The following is a 16,252-nucleotide window of genomic DNA, read 5'->3' on the forward strand; positions in this document are numbered from 1 at the left end:
GCGGCCATGAGCAGCGGTTCGAGCGTGGCGGACGTCTCCGCCTTGCGGCGCCTGCCGTCCGTGGATCAGGTGCTGAAAGCCAGCCCCGCCCTCGCAGCGGTGGAACGTTTCGGACGCGCCGAGGCGACGGACGCCGTGCGCACCGCCCTTGACGCCGCCCGCACCGCCGCGCGGGCCGGCACAATGGCACCAGTGGATGCAGAGGGCATCGCCGCTGCCGCCCTCGCGGCGCTGGCGGCGGATGCGCGCGCCTCCCTCTGCCCGGTGTTCAACCTCACCGGCACGGTGCTGCACACCAATCTCGGCCGGGCTCTGCTGGCGGAAGAGGCGGTGGAGGCGGCGGTGGCCGCCATGCGCTCGGCCGTGGCCCTCGAATATGACCTCGACAGCGGCAAGCGCGGCGAGCGCGACGACCATGTGCGCGACCTGCTCTGTCGCCTCACGGGCGCGGAGGACGCCACCGTCGTCAATAACAACGCCGCCGCCGTGCTGCTGGTGCTCAACACGCTGGCGGCGGGGCGCGACAGCATCGTCTCGCGCGGCGAACTGATCGAGATCGGCGGCGCCTTCCGCATGCCGGACATCATGGCCCGCGCCGGCACCCGGCTCGTGGAAGTGGGCACCACGAACCGCACCCACCCCAAGGACTATCGCGGCGCGCTCTCGCCCGAAACCGGGCTGATCGTGAAGGTGCACACCTCCAACTACCGCATCGAGGGCTTCACCGCCGAGGTGCCGCCGAAGGAGCTGGCCGCCATCGCCCATGAGGCGCATGTGCCGCTGTTCAACGACCTCGGCTCCGGCACGCTGGCGGACCTTGCCGCCTATGGCCTCGTCCACGAGCCCACCGTCCGCGAGGCGGTGATGGAGGGCGCGGACATCGTGACCTTCTCCGGCGACAAGCTGCTGGGCGGGCCGCAGACCGGCTTCATCGTCGGCCGGCGCGATCTCATCGCCGCCATCAACAAGAACCCGATGAAGCGGGCCCTGCGGGTGGACAAGATCCGCCTCGCAGCGCTGGAAGCGACGCTGAAGCTCTATCTCGACCCCGACCGCCTCGCCCGCCGCCTGCCGACGCTGCGCCTGCTCACCCGCCAGCCCGCCGAGATGGCGGCGGTGGCGGCCCGCGTGCGCCCCGTGCTGGCGGCGAAGCTCGGAGACGCCTTCACCATCGAGGAGCGGGCGTGCAAGAGCCAGATCGGCTCCGGCGCGCTGCCGCTCGAAACGCTCGCGAGCACGGCGCTTGCCCTCATCCCCGCCGACGGCAGCGGCCGGCGGCTCTCCGCGCTCGCCGACGCGCTGCGCCGTCTGCCCGTGCCCATCGTCGGGCGCGTGGAAGACGGCGCGCTGCTGCTGGACCTGCGCTGCCTGGAGGATGAGGCGGGCTTTGCCGCCAGCCTCGCGCATCTGGAGCCTGCCTGATGGGCCTGTTCGATTTTCTCCGCCGCCCCGCCCCCTGCCCGCCCCCGAGCGAGAGCGTCGAGGCGCGCATGGGCCGCGCCCTCGATGCGGCCGCGAGCGGCGATTATGAGGGCGCGCTTGCGCTCTGGGAGCCGCTGGCGCGCGAAGGCGTCGCCCGCGCCCAGAACAATATCGGAGCCTGCTTCGCGGAGGGGCTCGGCGTCGCCCGCGATCCCGAGATGGCGCAGAAGTGGCTGAGCCTCTCGGCCCAGTCGGGCGATCCGGTGGGCCAGCGCAATCTCGCCGCCCTCTATTTCAAGGGCGAGGGCGTGCCGCAGGATTACGTCCACGCCGCCGAGCTTTATGGCGCCGCCGCCGCGCAGGGCGATGCCCCGGCGCAGGACATGCTGAGCTGGATGCTGCTGGAAGGCGAGGTGATCCCCGCCGATGTGGCGGAGGCCCGCCGTTGGGCGGAAGCCGCCGCCGAGCAGGGCGTCGCCTCCTCCATGACCCGCATGGGCATGCTCTATCACAACGCCCTGGGCGTCGAGCGCGATGCCGCCGAGGCGGCCCGCTGGTGGCAGAAGGGCGCCGAGGGAGACGATGCGGACGGGCAGGCCATGCTGGGCGCCGCGTATCACATCGGCTCCGGCGTGCCGCGCGATCCGGTCGCCGCTTATGCCTGGCTGCTGCGCGCACAGGCCGGCGGCAGCCAGCTTGCCGCCCCCTTCATGACCAGCGCGCGCGAGGCGCTTTCGCCCGAGCAGCAGGCCGAGGCGGAACGGATCGCGGCGGCGCCGTTGCCGGGCGCGGGCTGAACGCCATGATCATCGGCACAGCAGGACATATCGACCACGGCAAGACCTCGCTGGTGCGGGCGATCACCGGCATCGATACGGACCGGCTGAAGGAGGAGAAGGCCCGCGGCATCTCCATCGACCTCGGCTTCGCCTACATGCCGGCGGGCGATGGCGCGGTGCTGGGCTTCATCGACGTGCCGGGGCACGAGAAGTTCGTCCACACCATGCTGGCGGGCGCCGGCGGCATCGATTTCGTGGTGCTGGTGGTGGCGGCCGATGACGGCGTGATGCCCCAGACCCGCGAGCATCTCGCCATCATCGACCTGCTGGGCGTGCGCCATGGCCTCGTTGCCCTCACCAAGGCCGATCTGGTGGACGCAGATCGCCTTGCCGCCGTGACCGCCGAAATCGCCGCCACACTGGAGGGCACGGTGCTGGCGGGTGCGGAGATCCTGCCCGTCTCCACCGTGACCGGCGCCGGCGTCGCGGACATCCGCGCCCGGCTTGAGGCGGCGAATGCGCGCCTTGCCAGGCGGGCCGCCGAGGGCCGCTTCCGCCTTGCCGTGGACCGCGCCTTCACTCTCTCCGGCACCGGCACCGTCGTCACGGGCACCGTCCTGTCCGGCGAGGTCAGGGTGGGCGACCGGGTGATGCTGAGCCCGAGCGGCCGCCCCGCCCGCGTGCGCTCCATCCGGGCGCAGGACCGCGCCTCCGACATCGGCCGTGCGGGCGACCGCTGCGGCATCAACATTGCCGGCGACGGCATCTCGAAGGACGACGTCTCGCGCGGCGACGTGCTGCTGGCCGACACGCTCCACGCCCCGGCGGACCATATCGACGCCCGGCTGCGCGTGCTGGCCGGTGAGCCGAAACACGTCGGCCAGTGGTTCCCGGTGCGCCTGCACCACGCCGCCCGCGAGGTCGGCGCGCGCATCGTGCTGCTGGAAGACCCGGTGAAGCCCGGAGACACCGGGCTGGTGCAACTGGTGCTGGACGCGCCCATCGCGGCGACGGCGGGCGATCGCTTCGTCATCCGCGACACCTCCGCCCAGCGCACCATCGGCGGCGGCGTGTTTCTCGATCTGCGCGGCCCCGCCCGCAAGCGCCGCACACCGGAACGCCTCGCACAACTCGGCGCAATGGCCGAACCGGATGCCGCCGTTGCCCTAACCCACCTGCTGGACTTGCCGCCGTTCCATCTCGACCTTGCCGCCTTTGCCCGCGACCGGGCGCTGGCCAGCGATGCCGTGCCGGCCCTGATCCGCGATCTCGGCCTCAAGGCGCTCTCCGTGGGCGACACGGCGGTCGTGCTCTCCGGCGCGCGCTGGGCGACCTTCCATGAGCGGCTGCTCGTCACGCTCGACACCTTTCACGCGGACAATCCAGACCTGCCCGGCATCGGCATCGAACGGCTGCGCATGCAGGCGGAACCGCGCCTCGCGGCGCCCGCCTTCAAGGCGGCCCTTCAGGCGCTGGCGCAGGCGCGCGAGATCGCGCTCGATGGCGCCTGGGTGCGCCGGGCGGGCTTCGAAGTGCGCCTGACGCCGCTCGATGAGGCGAACTGGGCACGGGTCGCCCCCCTGCTCGCCGGCGAGGAGCGCTTCCGCCCGCCGCGCGTGCGCGACATCGCCGGCCTGATCGAGGTGCCGGAGGCGGAAATCCGCCGCCTGATGAAACTGCTCGGGCGCCTTGCCCGCGTGGACGAGGTGGCGCACGATCATTTCTTCCTGCGTGCCACCGTGGGCGAGATGGTCGGCATCATCGCCCGCCTCTCTGCCGCGCATGGCAACTTCACCGCCGCCCAGTTCCGCGATCAGGTGGAAAACGGGCGCAAGGTGGCCATCCAGATCCTGGAATTCTTCGATCGGCACGGCGTGACCTTGCGCCGGGGCGATCTTCGTCGCATCAATCCGCACCGGCTGGACCTGTTCCGCACGAGCAGCGATGATGCGCCGGCTGACAATTCGCCCGCCGCCCCAGATGCGGTTGCGGCGCACGGAGGAGAAGCGTCCCTGGTGGGGCGTCCGGACTTCAAATCCGGGAGGGGCCGCGAGCCGGTCCTTGGTGGGTTCGACTCCCACTCTCTTCCGCCACTTACCCCGACGCCCCCCGAAGAGAAGCGGCAATGACCCCAGCCGACGCGATGATCGCGCGCCTCGATGAGGCCGCCCGTGCTGCCGACCTGCGCGAGGAAGCCTTCCGCAAGGAGGTAGCGGAGACGACCGCACGCCTCGCAACCGAGCGCACCATTGCCTATCGCCGCCTGAGCTTCCTCCGCGCCCTCCTGGCGCGCGTCACCGGCGCCGAGACGCCGGAAGCGGCGGTCGCGGCCGCGCAGGCCCATGTGCGCGAGCGCTTCGACTGGCAGAGCGAGAGCGACGCGCGCACGCAGGTTCTGGACCGTCTCACGCCGCTGGCGCTGGCCCTGTTCGGCGCGGCGCATCCGGCCGAGGATGGCGCGAGCCCGGTGGAAGCCGACCCGGCGACGGAGATGGCCGCCTTTGAAGCTTGGTATGAACAGACTCGCGCAAGCTCCTTCTGGCAGCTTTTCGATTACTACATGCCGGAGACGCCGCGTGTCGATTACTGACAAGTCCACCCGGCCGGGAAGCGCGAACGAGTTCGAGGCCTGGCTCCAGGAGTCCTTCTCGGAGGAAGGCCCGTTCACCGCGCTCGTCATTCTGGTGGAGATCGGCGAGACGCAGGTGAAGCCGCTCGCCTCCACTTTTCTGAACATCATCGGCGACGAGATCACCTGGGGCCAGATCGTCGCCCTGTTTGCAGGTTCGGGCCTGAAGTGGGACGGTGCCGCCTTCTTCGCGCAGTTCGATCCGGACGGGCCGCTGGAGAATGAAGACGCCCGCGCCCGCCTGCGCGAGGTGGAAAGCCGCGTGCGCGAGGATCGTCTGGTGCTGAACGAAGGCCAGTTCTTCGATGCCTGGGGCCGGCGGCTCCAGATCGAGGAAATCAACCTCTCCTGACGCCGCCGGTCAGCGGATCGGCGCGTCGAAATAGGTGTCGGGAAACGGCTCGCCCTTCAGGGTAAAGTGCCACCATTCCATGAAGAAGGGCTCGAAGCCCGCGTCCGCCATGGCGGCAGCAAGCAGACGGCGGTTGTTGCGTTGCGCGTCCGTCACCGCCAGCGAGCCGGGCCAGGAGCGCTCGCTGAAGAGATCGAACGGCGTCCCCATGTCCAGTTCCGTGCCGTCCGAGGCATGTGCCAGCGTCAGGTCCAGCGTCGAGCCGCGCGAATGGCTGGAGCGGCCGGCGATATAGCCGAGATCGAACAGCTCCGGCTTGTCATGGTCGGGATAGAAATCGGCCTTGGTGCCGAGATCGTTCGCATCCGCGGCCCAGCGGGCAAAATGCGCAACAGCCCGCGTGGGGCGATAGCAATCCAGCAGCTTCAGCACCAATCCCTGCCGCGCCAGCGCTTCGGCAACGCGGGCGGCCGCTTCCGCCGCCGGCCGGGTCAGCAGCGCCCGCTCGGCTTCATACCCGTCCACCCGCACCCCGACGAAATTGTTCGGCCCGGCATAGCGCAGATCCAGGATCACGTTCGGGACCACTGCGGGGACCTCGACGAAGAGCGCAGGCAGGACAGGTTCGGCGGACACGGACATGGAAGCACCTCCGCGCTCCATAGAGCCCGTTCGAGAGCCCGTGTCCATGCACCGATCCGTCAGCGGCCACCCCGAGCCTCGAAGGGTCATGCGTTCATTGGCATAGGCGGCGGGCCGGGCTCTTCCCGCGGCTCGCGGGAGGGATCGCCCTCGGGAAGGGGCGGCAGATCCGGGCCAGGCTCCGGCAGATCGTCCGGCTCGCGGGTGGGGGGCGGCGGCGTAAGTGGCGGCATGGGGGGAATGGGCTCGGGCGGCTCGGGCGGCGGAAAAGGCCCGGCCAGAAGCGGAAACGCGAGCGCGTCGTCCGCCGGGAGAAGGTGTTGCGCCATCCAGGTCTCCTGTCTCAGGAAACAGGAACCCGCCGTCCGGTGCCGGGTTCCGCAGGAGGCACCCGCACACGCCGCACACAGTGGCTGATGTCGGCCTCTTGTGCAGCGCACACAACGCGCCCCGTCGCATGGATTCGCTGCATGGCGCATGCGCCGGAACGCAGCAGGCCAGGGCAACGCACGCCGGTGGCCGGTATCGGCGTCGGGGACAGCAACACGGGAGTACAAAAGAAAAATGCCGGACCTCGCGAGAGGCCCGGCAAGTATCGCCGCAGAGCGGCGAACCTTCCAGAGGGGAACACCTGACTGCGCCGCTCACGGCGCGATCAGTGCAAGTGCAAAGTGCACGTCCTGTAGGCATAATGCAATGCGGAATGACCGCATGTCAGGCATGTGCGCGGCGCTTGGCTCATTTGTGATCCAACGACGCCCGCGTCATTCCCCTGTCACGCTCAGTAGCTCCAGCGCTGCGCCTTCGAAATCAGGAAGTCCCGGAACACCTGAATGCGCGCCACGGAGCGCATTTCCTGAGCATAGGTGAAGTAAGCCTCAAGTTGCGGCGTCTCGCGATCCGTGAAGAGCTGCACGAGCGACGAAGAGTCATCCGAGAGATAATCGGGCAGCGTGCCGATGCCCACGCCGCGCTCCACGGCGCGCTTCAGCCCGAGCACGCTGTTGACCTCGAAGGCCGGCACGCGGGGCGTCGAGCCGTCGCGGCCCGCATGCTCCAGCCAGTTGAGGCCCTGGAAATAGCTCGGGATCGGCCCGCCGAGCAGGAGAATGCGGTGCTTGTCCAGTTCCTCCAGCGTGCGCGGCTGGCCATGGCGCTTGAGATAATCCACCGAGGCATAGGCGTGGAAATGCACGGTGAAGAGCTTGCGCTGCACCAGATCCGGCTGCACCGGCTGGCGCATGCGGATGGCAACGTCCGCCTCGCGCATGGCGAGATCCAGTTCCTCGTCGGTGAGGATGAGCTGGATGCGGATGTCCGGATAAAGCTCCACGAACTCGCCCACGCGGGCGGTCAGCCAATGGGTGCCGAGGCCGACCGTTGTGGTGACGCGCAGTTCGCCATTCGGCTTCTCGCGGCTGTCGGTGAGCTGGGCGCGGGCCGATTCCAGCTTGAGGAACACCTCATGGGCCGTGCGATAGAGCAGTTCGCCCTGCTCCGTCAGGATCAGGCCGCGGGCATGCCGGTGGAACAGGGGAACCTTCAGTTCCTGCTCCAGCGCCGAAACCTGGCGGCTGACGGCGGACTGGGACAGGCCCAGTGTCTCGCCCGCATGGGTGAAGGACCCGGCCTCGGCGGCCACGTGAAAAACCTTGAGCTTGTCCCAGTCCATCACACCCTGCCCTTAGGGCGCGATCCGGTCCTGTTGAGCCAACACGACCTGAAGGATCGCCCCCTAACTTGTTGGAAGAGGACGCGCGCTCCGACGGCCTGAGGCCCGTGCGAAACGCCGCGTACTCGAGCGGCCTACTCTGCGGCTTCCGCCACCTCGTGCTGCGCGAGGAAGCGTTCCGCCTCCAGCGCCGCCATGCAGCCCCGGCCGGCGGCCGTCACCGCCTGTCGGAACACGTCGTCGGCCACGTCTCCGGCGGCGAAGACGCCGGGCACGGAGGTGGCCGTGGAATCCGGAGCCGTCCAAACATAACCGCCGGACTTGATCCGAAGCTGACCTTCCACCAGCGCCGTCGAGGGGGCATGGCCGATGGCGATGAACACGCCATCGGTGGCCAGCTCCGCATGGGCGCCGGTGTTCACGTCCTTCAGCCGCACGCCCGTCACCTTCGATACGGGCTCGCTGACGCCGAGGATTTCATCGATGGCCGCATTCCACACCACCGAGACCTTCGGGTGGGCGAACAGGCGGTCCTGGAGGATGCGCTCGGCCCTCAGCTTGTCGCGGCGGTGCACCAGCGTGACCTTGCTGGCGAAATTGGTGAGGAAGAGCGCTTCCTCGACGGCCGTGTTGCCGCCGCCCACCACCACCACGTCCTTGCCGCGATAGAAGAAGCCGTCGCAGGTGGCGCAGGCGGAAACGCCGAAGCCGCGATAGGCCTCCTCCGACCCGAGGCCGAGCCAGCGGGCCTGCGCGCCGGTGGCGAGGATCACCACGTCCGCCACATAGGTCTCCCCGCCTTCCGTCACCATCTTGAACGGACGCCGGGAGAGGTCGAGGCTCGCCACATGCTCGGAGAGGATGCGGGTGCCGACGTGCTCGGCCTGAGCGCGCATCTGCTCCATGAGCCATGGCCCCTGGATGACATCGGCAAAGCCCGGATAATTCTCGACGTCGGTGGTGATGGTGAGCTGGCCGCCGGGCTGGATGCCTTCGAACAGGATCGGCTCCAGCATGGCACGGGCGGCGTAGATCGCCGCCGTGTACCCGGCCGGGCCGGACCCGATGATGATGACCTTGCTGTGGGAAGCCATTTCCGTCCTCGAACCTCGACGGTGCCCATGCGGGACCGCCCGCATCCGGCGCCGGCGCGTGGGCGCAGCCGAGATCGGACGCATTGACAAAGAGCTATGCGGGAATGTAGGGGCGGGTTGCGCAGGCGACAAGGCTCAACACGCGTTGCAGTCGCGCCACCGGGGGATGTCCCCAGTTCCCGCAGACAATTCGCCGCGATCCCACCGTGCGAACGCATCGAATCGGTGCACCGCGGCGTCGCGCAATATTATTTCGTTGCGCTGCGTCTAGGCTTCACTAAGGTGCCTGACGAAATCGCCCCGGAGGATTCCCCCTTGACCGTTCGTCTCGATGCCGTGGACTGGAAGATCCTGGCCGAGCTGCAACGGGACGGCCGCATGACCAACGTGGAGCTGTCGCGCCGCGTCGGCATTTCCGCTCCGCCCTGCCTGCGCCGCGTCCGCAGCCTCGAGGAAGACGGAATCATCAAGGGTTACCGGGCGCTGCTGGACGAGAAGCAGCTCGGCTACGACCTCATGGCCTTTGCCATGGTGCATCTCATCAGCCAGGCGGGCTCGGACCTCGCGGCCTTCGAGGCGCGGATCGAGCACTGGCCACTGGTGCGCGCCTCCTGGATGCTCTCTGGCGACGTGGACTTCCTGATGCTCTGCGTCGCGCCGGACCTGCCGACCTTCCAGAAGTTCGTGCTGGAGATCACCTCGGCGCCGAACGTGCGCAATGTGAAGACGGCGCTTACGCTGAAGCAGTCCAAGAACGCGCCCATCGTGCCCCTGGAAGAGGGCTCCCCGCCCCCGGAGTGAGCGGACGGCCGAGACCGGTCGCCGTGGCGACGTAAAGTCCCGGCGCAACAGACGCTGCATCCGCCTCGGCCCACGCAAAAAGGGCGCCGGAGGGCCCGCGATGCGGAACACTCCGACGCCCCTGAACAGAGACGCCGCTCCGGACGCCCTCAGGCCCAGCGGACCTCGACGATCTCGAACGAGCGCGCACCCTTGGGCGTCACGACCTCGACGGACGAGCCCTTCTTCTTGCCGATCAGCGCGCGCGCCACCGGCGAGGAGATGGAAATGCGACCAGCCTTCGCGTCAGCCTCGCTGTCGCCGACGATCTGCCACACGCGCTCTTCCTCGGTGTCCTCGTCCACCAGCGTGACGGTGGCGCCGAACTTCACGATGTCGCCCGAGAGCTTGGACACGTCGATGACCTCGGCGCGCGAGATCTTGTCCTCGAGCTCCGCGATCCGGCCCTCGTTCAGGGACTGAAGCTCCTTGGCCGCGTGATATTCGGCATTCTCGGAGAGGTCGCCATGGGCGCGCGCTTCGGAAATGGCGCTGATGATCCGCGGGCGCTCCACCTGCTGACGGAAACGCAACTCTTCCTCAAGGGCGACGAAACCCGCCCCCGTCATGGGAATCTTTTCCATGGGTCCTACCTAGAACCTCCTCATGCCGGCGATGCGCGCGATGGCCGGTTCGACCCACCACCCGCGCCCACACGTCGATCTCAACACGTCCGGCATCCAGACATTGCGGCCCCGTCCGGGAATCGGACGGAAGGAGCGTCCCGCAATCTCCGCGGACATTCCACCCCCAACGCCGAAGCTGCCCGAAGGGGTCCCGCCGGCAACGCCTGGCGGGCTTCGTTGTGCCCGGACAAAAGCCGAATAGCTCGCACCGGCCCACGGCCGATGCGAGGCTGAATACCACGGTTCCGCTCCGGTCAGGCGCCGGGAGAACCAAGGCTCTCCCGCCGTCGCCGGCCTGCCATCACTTGAAGTAGCTTTGCAGCGCGCGGACCTGGAGATCGTCGCCCACATAGGCCTTGATCCCCTGCGCCGCAGCAATGGCACCTGACAGCGTGGTGTAATACGGCACTTTGTGCAAGAGGGCCGCCCGGCGCAGCGACCGGCTGTCGGAAAGGGCCTGCTGGCCTTCCGTGGTGTTGAACACCAGTTGCACGCCGCCGTTCTTGATGTCGTCCACGATGTGCGGGCGACCTTCCAGCACCTTGTTGATCTTGCCGGCCTCGACGCCGTTCTCGGCGAGGAAGCGCTGCGTGCCGGAGGTGGCGATCACCTTGAAGCCGAGATCCACCAGCATCTTGATGGTGGGCAGGATGCGCGGCTTGTCACTGTCCTTCACCGAGACGAAGACGGTGCCCGACTTCGGAACCTTGGTGCCGCCGCCGAGCTGGCTCTTGGCGAAGGCGACGCCGTAATCGGTGTCGAGACCCATCACCTCGCCGGTGGAGCGCATCTCCGGGCCGAGCACGGTGTCCACACCCGGGAAGCGGGCGAAGGGGAACACCGCCTCCTTCACCGCGATGTGCTTCAGCGTGCTCTTCTTCAGGCCGAAGGAGGCGATTTTCTCGCCGGCCATCACACGGGCCGCGATCTTGGCGATCGGCGAGCCGATCACCTTGGCGACGAAGGGCACCGTGCGCGAGGCGCGCGGGTTCACTTCCAGAACGTAGATCACGCCATCCTTGATGGCGTACTGCACGTTCATGAGGCCGCCGACGCCGAGCGCCAGCGCCATGGCTGCGGTCTGCTTCTCCAGCGCGGCGATGGTGTCCTCGTCCAGCGAGTGGGGCGGCAGCGAGCAGGCGCTGTCACCCGAATGGATGCCGGCCTCCTCGATGTGCTCCATGATGCCGGCGATGAAGACGTCCTTGCCGTCGCACAGCGCATCGACGTCCACCTCGATGGCGTCCGACAGATAGCGGTCGAACAGGAGCGGGTTCTTGCCCAGCACCGTGTTGATCTGGCCGGTCTTGTCGTTGGGGTAGCGCGACTTCACATCCTGCGGCACGAGGCCCGGCAGGGTGTCGAGCAGATAGTCGCCGAGCTGCGAATCATCGCGGATGATCTGCATGGCCCGGCCGCCCAGAACATAGGACGGGCGCACCACCAGCGGATAGCCAAGCTCGGACGCGACCGTGCGGCCCTGCTCCACCGAATAGGCGATGCCGTTCGCCGGCTGGCGCAGCTTCAGCTTGTCCAGCAGGTGCTTGAAGCGGTCGCGGTCCTCGGCGAGGTCGATGGCGTCCGGCGAGGTGCCGAGGATCGGCACGTCCGCCTCTTCCAGCGCGCGGGCGAGCTTCAGGGGCGTCTGGCCGCCGAACTGCACGATCACGCCCTTCAGCGTGCCCTTCGTGCGCTCACGGTCGATCAGCTCCAGCACGTCCTCGGAAGTCAGCGGCTCGAAATAGAGCCGGTCCGACGTGTCGTAGTCGGTGGAGACGGTCTCCGGATTGCAGTTGACCATGATGGCCTCATAGCCCGCATCCTTGAGGGCGAAGGCCGCATGGCAGCAGCAATAGTCAAACTCGATGCCCTGGCCAATGCGGTTGGGGCCGCCGCCGAGGATCACCACCTTCTCGCGCTCGGAGGGCTGGGCCTCGTCGGCCAGCTTGCCGGCGAAGGGCGCCTCGTAGGTCGAGTACATGTAAGCGGTGGGCGAGGCGAACTCGGCCGCGCAGGTGTCGATGCGCTTGTAGGCCGGGCGCACGTCGAGGGCATGGCGCCGCGCGCGCACCTCGGCCTCGCCGATGCCGGCGAGCGTGGCGAGGCGGGCGTCGGAGAAGCCCTGCGCCTTCAGGGCGCGCAGGGCGCCGGGCGTGGTGGGCAGGCCGAACTTGCGCACCTTGGCCTCGGTGTCGACGATGGCGCGGATCTGCTCCAGGAACCACGGATCGATCTTGCAAGACGCATGGATCTGCTCATCGGTGAGGCCGAGGCGCATGGCCTGTGCCACCTTCAGCAGCCGGTCCGGCGTGGGCACGCCGATGGCGGCCCGGATGGCGCTGCTGTCGTCGCCCTGGCCGAGGCCCTCGATGTCGATCTCGTCGAGGCCGGTGAGGCCGGTCTCCAGCGAGCGCAGCGCCTTCTGGAGGCTTTCCTGGAAGGTGCGGCCGATGGCCATCGCCTCGCCCACCGACTTCATGGAGGTGGTGAGGGTGTTGTCGGCGCCGGGGAACTTCTCGAAGGCGAAGCGCGGGATCTTCGTGACCACATAGTCGATGGTCGGCTCGAAGGAGGCCGGGGTCGCGCCGCCGGTGATGTCGTTGGCGATCTCGTCCAGCGTGTAGCCGACCGCAAGGCGCGCCGCGACCTTGGCGATGGGGAAGCCCGTCGCCTTGGAGGCCAGCGCCGAGGAGCGCGACACGCGCGGGTTCATCTCGATCACGATCATACGGCCGGAGGCCGGATCGATGGCGAACTGCACGTTGGAGCCGCCGGTCTCGACGCCGATCTCGCGCAGCACCGCCAGCGAGGCGTCGCGCATGATCTGGTATTCCTTGTCGGTCAGCGTCAGAGCCGGCGCGACGGTGATGGAATCGCCCGTGTGGACGCCCATCGGGTCGAGATTCTCGATGGAGCAGACGATGATGCAGTTGTCCGCCTTGTCGCGGACGACCTCCATCTCATACTCCTTCCAGCCCAGCACGCTCTCTTCCACCAGCACCTCGTTGGTGGGGGAAGCGTCGATGCCGCGCTCGATGATCTCGATGAACTCGGCCTTGTTGTAGGCAATGCCGCCGCCGGTGCCGCCCATGGTGAAGGACGGGCGGATGATGGCCGGGAGGCCCACCTCGTCCAGCGCCTCGAGGGCTTCGCCCAGCGTCTTGATCTGGCGCGACCGGGGCGTGTCGAGGCCGATCTTGGTCATGGCGTCGCGGAACAGCTCGCGGTCCTCGGCCTTGTCGATGGCCTCCGCGGTCGCGCCGATCATTTCCACGTCGAACTTCTCGAGCGTGCCCATCTTCTTGAGCGACAGGGCGCAGTTCAGCGCCGTCTGGCCGCCCATGGTGGGCAGGAGGGCGAAGCCCTTGGAGCGGTCACCGCGCTCCTTCTCGATGATCTTGGCGACGATTTCCGGCGTGATCGGCTCGATATAGGTGACGTCCGCCATGTCCGGGTCGGTCATGATGGTCGCCGGATTGGAGTTCACCAGGACAACCCGGTAGCCCTCCTCGCGCAAGGCCTTGCAGGCCTGCGTGCCGGAATAGTCGAATTCGCAGGCCTGGCCGATGACGATCGGACCGGCGCCGACGATGAGGATGGTTTCGAGGTCGGTGCGTTTCGGCATCTATCTCTGGCGCTCGACGGGCGCAAAAAAAGGGCCGCGGGTCACGCGCCCCTGAATGAGTGGATCCGTCCTTGTGGACGGCGGCGGCAATGCGGGGGACGCAGAAATTTCTCCGCCCCTGCACGCGGATTGGGCTTCCTTAGACCATAATTTCTCGCGACGGAAGACGCCTCGATCGTCCCGGCCCACCGGAGCCTGTTTCGTGTTCGCCCTCCTGACCCGCCTCGCCCAGCGTCACCGCGCCTTCTTCCTTCAGTTCGCGACGTTCGTGGGCGTGGGCTTGACCGCAGCGGCCGGCCATTTCACCACGCTGGCCATCATGGTGGAGCGCAATTGGGCAGGGCCGGTTCTTGCCTCCCTGGCGGGCTTCATCGTCGGCAGCGTCATTTCCTATAGCCTCAACCGTCGTTTCACCTTCGAATCGACGCGCAGCCACGCGGGTGCCCTGCCCCGCTTCGCCACGGTGGCCGGTATTGCCTTCGTCATGACCGGGGTGCTGATGGACCTGCTGGTGCACCGCATCGGGCTCTATTACCTGCTGGCGCAGGCCATCACGACCGGGCTGGTGATGATCTGGACCTTCAGTGCCTACCGGATCTGGGCCTTCGCCCATAAGGCCGGTGCGCGCGAGCAGCGGGCCGAATAGCCCGCCGCCCTTACAGAACGGCCCGGAAGGCCATGCGGCGCTGGTTGTGGCCGATGTTCTTCGGCAGGCGCTGGGGCAGATAGCCGGCGCCCCGCAGCAGCGCAATCATCTCGCCTTCTTCGTAGGTCGTCAGCCCGAGGTCGGCCCTGAGCTTGCGATAGGGCGAGACTGCCGTCCTGGCGAGACCGAGGAGCGCGGAGAAGAAGAAGCCCTCGCGCGCGCCGAAGGTGAGGAGTGCCGCCGCATCCTGCACCGCGCTGACGTTGGGCGGGATCACGTCCGCCAGGATCACCGCGCCGCCGGGAGCCAGCAATCCGCGCCACTGCGCCAGCAAGGCCTTGAGATCGGCCTTGGAAATATACTGGAGCAGCGAATTAGCGATGATGAGATCAAGGCTCGCCGGGGGGAGCTGCGCCGTCTCCTCGGGCGAGAGGACGGAGATGTTCGGCTCGCCGCCGAGCCGGTCCTTCAAGGTCGCCCGCACGGTCGGCGCCGCATCGGCGAGGATCAGTTGCGCGCAATTGTCGGCCAGCGTCGGCGCGCCCAGCGCTTCGCCGCAGCCATAGTCCATCAGGCGGCTGGACGGATCGGGAATAAGGGAAACGATGTCGGCGGTGATGCGCTGGTAATGCACCATCTTGTGCCGGTCGTTCACATAGATGGAATGGGCTCCATCCCAGAACGTCACCCAATCCATGCGCCCTCCGGCTGTCTGCCGTTGCCGCTGTCGCGGCTTCTACCTTCCTGATCCAGCATGCGCAGGCGGCGTTTTTGCGGCCTTGCGCGAACGGGAAGCCGGACACGGCGTCCGGCTTCCGCGTCCCCTCACTGGGCGGCGTAGGCGATGCCTTCCTTGACCTGTTCGATGGCCCGATCCACCAGATCGATGGCCCGGTCACGATGGCCGCCCTTGTTGGGGGTCGCCTGCACCAGATTTTCCCGCGCCGCCCGCAGCGAGGCCAGCGCGGCGTCCATGAAGGGCTGATTGGCCAGCGCGCGGCCGTCGAAGAAGGCCTGGGCGCCGAGGACAACGCTCACGCCAAGCACGGCACCAACGGCCAGGGACGGATTGAAAAGGCGGGACAGAGACATGAAGCACCTTCAATGAGACGCGGCCGGAGAAACCAGCCCGTCCGCATGACACCCCAAGGTCATACCGTCGTCAATCAACCCCCGATCGCGCCCATCAGTTGTACATGACCCAGAAGCGGCCCACCGTCGGCTTGAGCGCCCGCACGTTGCGATCGGTGGAGAGGAAGACCTTCGGCCCCACCACCTTGGCCTGCGCGCTCGCCGGCGCGAGGGCGGAGATGGCGAGCTGGACGGTGAGGTTGCAGCCGCCGGGCAGGTTGGCGAGCGCGCCGCCCTGCCAGTCCGTCACCACGCCGCCGGCATCGCCGCCGAAGCCGACGAGACGGAACGGCTTGCCGTTGGCCCGTTCGAGATCGGCGATGGTCGAGCCGATGCGCACGCCGTTGACCGACCAGGCCGACTGCTCGGTGAAGTTGAAGCGGATGGGACCGGCATAGGCGAAGCCGTCCGCCCAGGCCACGGAGACGCGCAACTGGGGATCGTTCGGCAGCACGATGGTGCCGGGGCCGGTGGTGCCGTCGGGCCGCAGCACGTCGGTGGCCTGCACGGCCCGGCCGCCGCCGAAAATGCCCTTGAGCACGGTGTCACTGGTGGACGGCCCCCACGGCCCCGCGCAGGAGAAGGCCCGCGGCGCGCCGGTGGGCGCCGGCACGTTGATGACCGTCTCGTAATAGTCGCCGAAGCCGTCGGTCTCCTTGACCACGGAGGTGCCCCAGCTCGGAGGACCGCCCGGAGCCTGGCAGCCGGCCGCGAACAAGCCCATCACCATCGTCGCAGCGATCGCGCGTGCGCCCTTAACCATGCCAGCCTCCCAGCTTTCTCCCCTCGGTCAT

The 16,252-nt window shown here is 68.2% G+C and carries 14 protein-coding genes, 1 tRNA gene and 1 pseudogene; 8 read left to right on the forward strand and 8 right to left on the reverse strand.

What is annotated here, in order from left to right; all coding sequences use genetic code 11:
* Positions 1–6 precede the first annotated feature (6 nt).
* The 6 genes and pseudogenes from selA (at position 7) to DFO45_RS16915 (ending at position 5,182) form a co-directional block, all read left to right on the forward strand.
* Complete coding sequence (gene selA, locus DFO45_RS16890; RefSeq protein WP_133865803.1) at positions 7–1,422, forward strand: L-seryl-tRNA(Sec) selenium transferase; 1,416 nt, start codon at positions 7–9, stop codon at positions 1,420–1,422.
* A 68-nt stretch (positions 1,423–1,490) separates the two neighbouring features.
* Positions 1,491–2,219 (forward strand): tetratricopeptide repeat protein, encoded by a 729-nt coding sequence (locus tag DFO45_RS16895; RefSeq protein WP_245518171.1) that lies wholly within the window; start codon positions 1,491–1,493, stop codon positions 2,217–2,219.
* Between the two features lie 5 nt (positions 2,220–2,224).
* Positions 2,225–4,045, forward strand: a pseudogene (selB, locus tag DFO45_RS16900) (selenocysteine-specific translation elongation factor); the annotation flags it as partial.
* A 153-nt stretch (positions 4,046–4,198) separates the two neighbouring features.
* Positions 4,199–4,294 (forward strand) — tRNA-Sec (locus DFO45_RS16905).
* A gap of 32 nt (positions 4,295–4,326) precedes the next feature.
* Positions 4,327–4,791, forward strand: coding sequence for a hypothetical protein (locus DFO45_RS16910; RefSeq protein WP_133865805.1), 465 nt, complete (start codon positions 4,327–4,329; stop codon positions 4,789–4,791).
* Positions 4,778–5,182, forward strand: coding sequence for a hypothetical protein (locus DFO45_RS16915; protein WP_244421800.1), 405 nt, complete (start codon positions 4,778–4,780; stop codon positions 5,180–5,182). The genes DFO45_RS16910 and DFO45_RS16915 overlap by 14 nt, the downstream gene beginning before the upstream one ends.
* A gap of 9 nt (positions 5,183–5,191) precedes the next feature.
* On the opposite strand, the gene DFO45_RS16920 is transcribed toward DFO45_RS16915, so the two are convergent.
* From DFO45_RS16920 to trxB, 3 genes are all read right to left on the reverse strand, one after another.
* A complete protein-coding gene (locus DFO45_RS16920) occupies positions 5,192–5,824 on the reverse strand; it encodes a M15 family metallopeptidase (protein ID WP_245518148.1) in 633 nt (210 codons plus the stop codon).
* Positions 5,825–6,605: 781 nt separating this feature from the next.
* Positions 6,606–7,496 carry a LysR family transcriptional regulator gene (locus tag DFO45_RS16925; protein WP_012169680.1) on the reverse strand — a complete coding sequence of 297 codons (891 nt, stop codon included), beginning with the start codon at positions 7,494–7,496 and terminating at the stop codon, positions 6,606–6,608.
* Positions 7,497–7,630: 134 nt separating this feature from the next.
* Positions 7,631–8,590 carry a thioredoxin-disulfide reductase gene (gene trxB / locus DFO45_RS16930; protein ID WP_012169679.1) on the reverse strand — a complete coding sequence of 320 codons (960 nt, stop codon included), beginning with the start codon at positions 8,588–8,590 and terminating at the stop codon, positions 7,631–7,633.
* A 315-nt stretch (positions 8,591–8,905) separates the two neighbouring features.
* Between trxB and DFO45_RS16935 the strand changes: the two genes are divergently transcribed.
* Positions 8,906–9,391, forward strand: coding sequence for an Lrp/AsnC family transcriptional regulator (locus DFO45_RS16935; protein WP_012169678.1), 486 nt, complete (start codon positions 8,906–8,908; stop codon positions 9,389–9,391).
* A 149-nt stretch (positions 9,392–9,540) separates the two neighbouring features.
* Here the strand turns inward: DFO45_RS16935 and greA are convergent, their stop codons facing one another.
* A complete protein-coding gene (gene greA, locus DFO45_RS16940; protein ID WP_012169677.1) occupies positions 9,541–10,014 on the reverse strand; it encodes a transcription elongation factor GreA in 474 nt (157 codons plus the stop codon).
* Between the two features lie 343 nt (positions 10,015–10,357).
* Positions 10,358–13,681, reverse strand: a complete 3,324-nt coding sequence (gene carB / locus DFO45_RS16945) for a carbamoyl-phosphate synthase large subunit (protein ID WP_133865807.1) — start codon at positions 13,679–13,681, stop codon at positions 10,358–10,360.
* Between the two features lie 202 nt (positions 13,682–13,883).
* On the opposite strand from carB, the gene DFO45_RS16950 reads away from it, so the two are divergent.
* Positions 13,884–14,327: a GtrA family protein gene (locus tag DFO45_RS16950; protein ID WP_166657163.1), complete on the forward strand. Its 444-nt coding sequence runs from the start codon at positions 13,884–13,886 to the stop codon at positions 14,325–14,327.
* 10 nt (positions 14,328–14,337) lie between these two features.
* Here DFO45_RS16950 and DFO45_RS16955 read toward each other — a convergent pair whose 3' ends face one another.
* The 3 genes from DFO45_RS16955 to DFO45_RS16965 all read right to left on the reverse strand — a co-directional run bounded on the left by DFO45_RS16955 (position 14,338) and on the right by DFO45_RS16965 (position 16,221).
* Positions 14,338–15,024 carry a class I SAM-dependent methyltransferase gene (locus tag DFO45_RS16955; protein WP_133865809.1) on the reverse strand — a complete coding sequence of 229 codons (687 nt, stop codon included), beginning with the start codon at positions 15,022–15,024 and terminating at the stop codon, positions 14,338–14,340.
* Between the two features lie 128 nt (positions 15,025–15,152).
* Positions 15,153–15,419 (reverse strand): hypothetical protein, encoded by a 267-nt coding sequence (locus DFO45_RS16960; protein WP_070096999.1) that lies wholly within the window; start codon positions 15,417–15,419, stop codon positions 15,153–15,155.
* Between the two features lie 94 nt (positions 15,420–15,513).
* Positions 15,514–16,221: a hypothetical protein gene (locus DFO45_RS16965; protein ID WP_012169673.1), complete on the reverse strand. Its 708-nt coding sequence runs from the start codon at positions 16,219–16,221 to the stop codon at positions 15,514–15,516.
* Positions 16,222–16,252 lie beyond the last annotated feature (31 nt).

Origin of the sequence: Azorhizobium sp. AG788, from assembly GCF_004364705.1 — a bacterium.
Classification (GTDB): domain Bacteria; phylum Pseudomonadota; class Alphaproteobacteria; order Rhizobiales; family Xanthobacteraceae; genus Azorhizobium; species Azorhizobium caulinodans.

Bases quoted from the DNA above. Each gene is read 5' to 3' on its own strand.
- selA (WP_133865803.1), top strand. From the start codon at position 7: ATGAGCAGCGGTTCGAGCGTGGCGGACGTCTCCGCCTTGCGGCGCCTG.
- DFO45_RS16965 (WP_012169673.1), bottom strand. From the start codon at position 16,221: ATGGTTAAGGGCGCACGCGCGATCGCTGCGACGATGGTGATGGGCTTG.
- DFO45_RS16955 (WP_133865809.1), bottom strand. From the start codon at position 15,024: ATGGATTGGGTGACGTTCTGGGATGGAGCCCATTCCATCTATGTGAAC.
- DFO45_RS16895 (WP_245518171.1), top strand. From the start codon at position 1,491: ATGGGCCGCGCCCTCGATGCGGCCGCGAGCGGCGATTATGAGGGCGCG.
- DFO45_RS16920 (WP_245518148.1), bottom strand. From the start codon at position 5,824: ATGTCCGTGTCCGCCGAACCTGTCCTGCCTGCGCTCTTCGTCGAGGTC.
- trxB (WP_012169679.1), bottom strand. From the start codon at position 8,590: ATGGCTTCCCACAGCAAGGTCATCATCATCGGGTCCGGCCCGGCCGGG.
- DFO45_RS16910 (WP_133865805.1), top strand. From the start codon at position 4,327: ATGACCCCAGCCGACGCGATGATCGCGCGCCTCGATGAGGCCGCCCGT.
- carB (WP_133865807.1), bottom strand. From the start codon at position 13,681: ATGCCGAAACGCACCGACCTCGAAACCATCCTCATCGTCGGCGCCGGT.
- DFO45_RS16925 (WP_012169680.1), bottom strand. From the start codon at position 7,496: ATGGACTGGGACAAGCTCAAGGTTTTTCACGTGGCCGCCGAGGCCGGG.
- DFO45_RS16960 (WP_070096999.1), bottom strand. From the start codon at position 15,419: ATGTCTCTGTCCCGCCTTTTCAATCCGTCCCTGGCCGTTGGTGCCGTG.
- greA (WP_012169677.1), bottom strand. From the start codon at position 10,014: ATGGAAAAGATTCCCATGACGGGGGCGGGTTTCGTCGCCCTTGAGGAA.